Below are 269 nucleotides of genomic sequence, written 5' to 3' on the forward strand. Positions count from 1 at the left end.
GACTACCCGGGTACTCAAATCCCTTGGCCAGCGCCGTGGCTTTTTGGGTTTCCCCCTTGGCAACATAGGCCTCAAACAGCTCAAACCAGATCAGCTCTTCCGGCATGAACGGGTTTTCCGACACGTAGCCTCCGGCGTGCAAGGCCTCAAGCAACTGGAAATGACGCACCCCGTCATCCTCAAGCAGATCGGCCCGACCGACCATGCTGTAGACATATTCGAAACGCGTGGTCTTAAGCGCTTCGGGGAAGTCTTTAGCCACCCGTAGG

General features: G+C 56.9%; 1 protein-coding gene. It reads right to left on the minus strand.

Annotated features, from left to right (window positions below; translation table 11 throughout):
* A partial coding sequence (locus tag ACTHSL_RS13675) for a hypothetical protein (protein ID WP_440381724.1) occupies positions 1–269 on the minus strand: 269 nt, incomplete at both ends.

The sequence above is a fragment of the Neisseria sp. P0008.S010 genome, assembly GCF_051962715.1.
GTDB lineage: Bacteria > Pseudomonadota > Gammaproteobacteria > Burkholderiales > Neisseriaceae > Neisseria > Neisseria elongata.